This window comes from uncultured Limnohabitans sp. (assembly GCF_937889215.1).
In the GTDB taxonomy this organism is placed as follows: Bacteria; Pseudomonadota; Gammaproteobacteria; order Burkholderiales; family Burkholderiaceae_C; genus Limnohabitans_A.
Window position 1 is genome coordinate 1 of sequence record NZ_CALBEX010000546.1, and the last position, 3678, is coordinate 3678.

The 3678-nt window shown below is 55.5% G+C and carries 4 protein-coding genes; all 4 read left to right on the forward strand.

Features of this window, described 5'->3' with window-relative positions:
• Positions 1-7 precede the first annotated feature (7 nt).
• On the forward strand, positions 8-652 hold the full coding sequence (gene phnL, locus Q0341_RS13795; RefSeq protein ID WP_299514458.1) for a phosphonate C-P lyase system protein PhnL: 645 nt from the start codon (positions 8-10) through the stop codon (positions 650-652).
• The gene (locus Q0341_RS13800; RefSeq protein WP_299514451.1) at positions 649-1803 is read left to right on the forward strand and encodes an alpha-D-ribose 1-methylphosphonate 5-triphosphate diphosphatase; all 1155 of its coding nucleotides are present in this window, start codon (positions 649-651) and stop codon (positions 1801-1803) included. The genes phnL and Q0341_RS13800 overlap by 4 nt, the downstream gene beginning before the upstream one ends.
• A gap of 104 nt (positions 1804-1907) precedes the next feature.
• Entirely contained in the window at positions 1908-2762 is an 855-nt protein-coding gene (gene phnC / locus Q0341_RS13805; RefSeq protein ID WP_299514453.1) for a phosphonate ABC transporter ATP-binding protein, read from the forward strand.
• A gap of 32 nt (positions 2763-2794) precedes the next feature.
• Positions 2795-3678: phosphonate ABC transporter substrate-binding protein (gene phnD / locus Q0341_RS13810; protein WP_299514455.1), on the forward strand; the 884-nt coding region annotated here is incomplete at its 3' end.

Consider the following 3678-nt stretch of genomic DNA (forward strand, 5'->3'; position numbering starts at 1 on the left):
CACCGAACTGCAAGTCCTCAACCGGGTCGATTTGTCGGTTGACCCGGGCGAGTGTGTGGTGCTGGACGGCCCATCGGGCATGGGTAAAAGCACCTTGCTCAAACTCATTTATGCCAACTACCGCGCCAGCAGTGGGCACATTGAGGTGCGCCAAGCCGATGGGAAAGTTTTGGAACTGACGCAGGCAACACCGCGTGAATTGGTGCGCATGCGCCGCGACACAGTGGGTTATGTCAGCCAGTTTTTACGGGTCATCCCCAGGGTCTCGGCCATCGATGTGGTGGCTGAGCCGCTGATCGAAGACGCCAGCCATTTTCCCCAAGGCATGGATGCGGCACGCGAAAAAGCCATGGTTTTACTGACCCGTTTGCGCATACCCGAGCGCCTTTGGTCTTTGCCGCCCGCCACCTTTTCAGGGGGGGAGCAGCAACGCATCAATATTGCCCGCAACCTGATCAAGCCACGCCCGCTGCTTTTGCTGGACGAACCCACCGCCTCACTTGACGCTGAGAACAGCCAAACCGTGATCGAATTGATTGGCGAGGCGGTTCAACGGGGCGCGGCCTTGGTGGGCATTTTTCATGACGCCCGAGTGGGCGATGCTGTGGCCACACGCCGAGTGGATGTAGCGCAATTCAGGAGGTCCGCATGAGTGCCCTTGTGTTTAAAAATGCCCGCTTGGTGTTGGCCCATGAAGTGGTGCTGGGCAGCGTTGTGGTGGAAAACGGCTTGATCACCGCCGTGGACCAAGGCGCAGCTCACGGTGTGCCAGGCATTGACTTGGGCGGCGATTACCTCATGCCTGGGTTTGTCGAAATGCACACCGACAACTTTGAGCGCCATCTGATGCCCCGCCCCAAAGTCCAATGGGCTGAAATGCCAGCCTTGCTCGCACACGATGCGGAAGTGGCGGCTGCAGGCATCACCACGGTCTTCGACGCTTTGGGCGTGGGCGATGCCGACCCGGACAGTTTGCGCGGCAGCACATGGGATTCTGTGCTGGACACGATTGACCATTGCACACGCGAAAATTTATTGCGCGCAGACCACCATTTGCATGTGCGATGCGAACTGCCAGCACCCAACACCATCGACTTATTTTCACCATTTGAAGCGCATCCACGCTTGGGCTTGATTTCGCTGATGGACCACACACCTGGGCAGCGACAGTGGGAAAACATCGAAGTTGCCCGGGTTTACTACACCGGTAAGAAAGGCTGGTCGAACGACAAGTTCGACCGTCAAGTGGCCATCGCGGGCGAGCTGCAAGACCGCTATGCCCAGCCCCACCGCAGCTATTTTGTGGCTTATTGCCAAAGTCACGGCGTCGCCTTGGCCAGCCATGACGACACCACCGTGCAGCATGTGCAGCAAGCGCACGCTGAAGGGGCCAGCATGTCCGAGTTTCCGACCACGGTGTTGGCGGCCAAGACCGCTCACGACTTGGGCTTGTTGACGGTCATGGGCGGCCCCAACGTGGTGCGCGGTGGCTCGCATTCTGGCAATGTCTCGGCCATCACTTTGGCCCAGCATGGTTTGCTGGACATCTTGTCCTCAGACTACGTTCCAGGCAGCTTGTTGGGTGCGGTGCTGCGCTTGGTGGACGACGACGTCTTGACCCTGCCCCAGGCCGTGAGCATCGTGACCCACCACCCAGCCAAAGCCACAGGCCTGAACGATCGAGGTCAGATCGCTGTCGGGTTGCGCGCCGATTTGGTTCAGGTGCGCTTCGTTGACATGCCTCATAACAAACGCCATGGCGTGGTGCGTGCGGTTTGGCGCGAGGGCTCTCGGGTGATTTGAAGCTTGTTCGTGGGCTGACTTGAAAACTTCCCAAAACTGTCAAAGAGTTGTCACAAGCGATTGTCAAACTTTGATTGTCTAGACAGATTGATGAGGTCGGAAAAATGGCACTGCGAATTGAAAAATTGAACAAGCATTTCAGCAATGGCAAACACGCATTGCGGGACATCAACCTGAACATTGAAAAAGGTGAAATGGTGGCCCTGATTGGTGCTTCGGGTTCGGGTAAATCGACCCTGCTTCGCCTCGTGGCCGGTTTGCTGCCAGCCGATGAAGCGCAAGACTCACTGATCGAAGTCAACGGCCATTGCGTGCAACGCAACGGCCGCATATCGGGCGACATCCGCAGCATTCGCTCCCATGTGGGTTTTGTCTTCCAACAATTCAACTTGGTGGACCGCATGTCTGTCTTGGTGAATGTGTTGGTCGGGCGTTTGCACACCATGCCCTGGTGGCGTGCCATGACCGGCTGGTTCAATGCCCATGAAAAATCATTGGCCTTGGAGGCTTTAGAGCGCGTGGACATTTTGGATTGTCATGCGCAACGCGCTTCCACGCTGTCTGGCGGTCAACAACAACGCGCAGCCATTGCCCGCACCTTGGTGCAAGGCGCCAACCTGGTTTTGGCCGATGAACCCATCGCCTCTCTTGACCCGGAATCGTCCAGAAAAGTCATGGAGATTTTGACGCGCATCCAACGCGAAGACGGTCGCACTGTCGTGGTGTCTTTGCACCAAGTGGACATGGCCATTCGCTATTGCCCGCGTGTGATCGCACTGAACCAAGGTCAGGTGGTTTATGACGGGCCCTCGGCCAATTTGACCCCCGCTTTGCTCAGGCAGCTTTATGGCATGCAAGCTGACGAATTTTTGAGTGGCAGCGAACTCCTGAACGCACCCACGCCCCATGCCCCAAGTCCCACCTTGGTTTGGTCAGCCCCAATGGCGCAAACCGCTTGAATTTATTTTTTAACCCAATGGAGCTTTTAACCATGTTCAAAAAAACCATCGCCGCCTTGACCATTGGTCTGTGCGCAACCGGCGCCATGGCGCAAGACATCAACTTCGGCATCATTTCCACCGAAGCCACCCAAAACCTGAAAGCCGACTGGCAGCCTTTGTTGGACGACATGGAAAAGCAAACCGGCTTGAAAGTCAAAGCGTTTTTTGCGCCTGACTACGCCGGCATCATCGAAGGCATGCGCTTCAACAAAGTGCAAATCGCTTGGATGGGCAACAAATCTGCCATGGAGGCCGTGGACCGCTCCAACGCTGAAATCTTCGCCCAAATGGTCAATGCCGATGGCACCCAAGGCTACTACTCGCACATCATCGCGCACAAAGACAGCCCCTTGAGCAACCTCAATGACATGTTCAGCAACAGCAAGAACCTGAACTTTGGCAACGGTGACCCCAACTCCACTTCAGGCTTTTTGGTGCCCGGCTATTACGTGTTCTCGCAGAACAACAAAGACGCCAAGTCCATCTTCAAAGTGGTGCGCAGCGCCAACCACGAAACCAACGCTTTGGCTGTGGCCAACAAGCAAGTGGATGTGGCCACCAACAACAGCGAAAACCTGGAGAAAATCAAAAACAAGCAGCCTGAGAAATTCAAAGACATCAAAGTCATTTGGACCTCGCCTTTGATTCCCTTGGACCCTATGGTCATGTCCAAGAGCCTGCCAGAAGCCAGCAAGACAAAAATCAAAAACTTCTTCTACAACTACGCCAAGACAGACGCACGCGAAAAAGAAATCGTGATGAAGATCTCCAAGTTGTCCGGTTTCAAGGCCTCCAACAACGACCAGCTCAAGCCCATTCGCCAGCTCGACTTGTTTGCAAAGCGCAACAAAGTGGTTGCTGACACCACCATGTC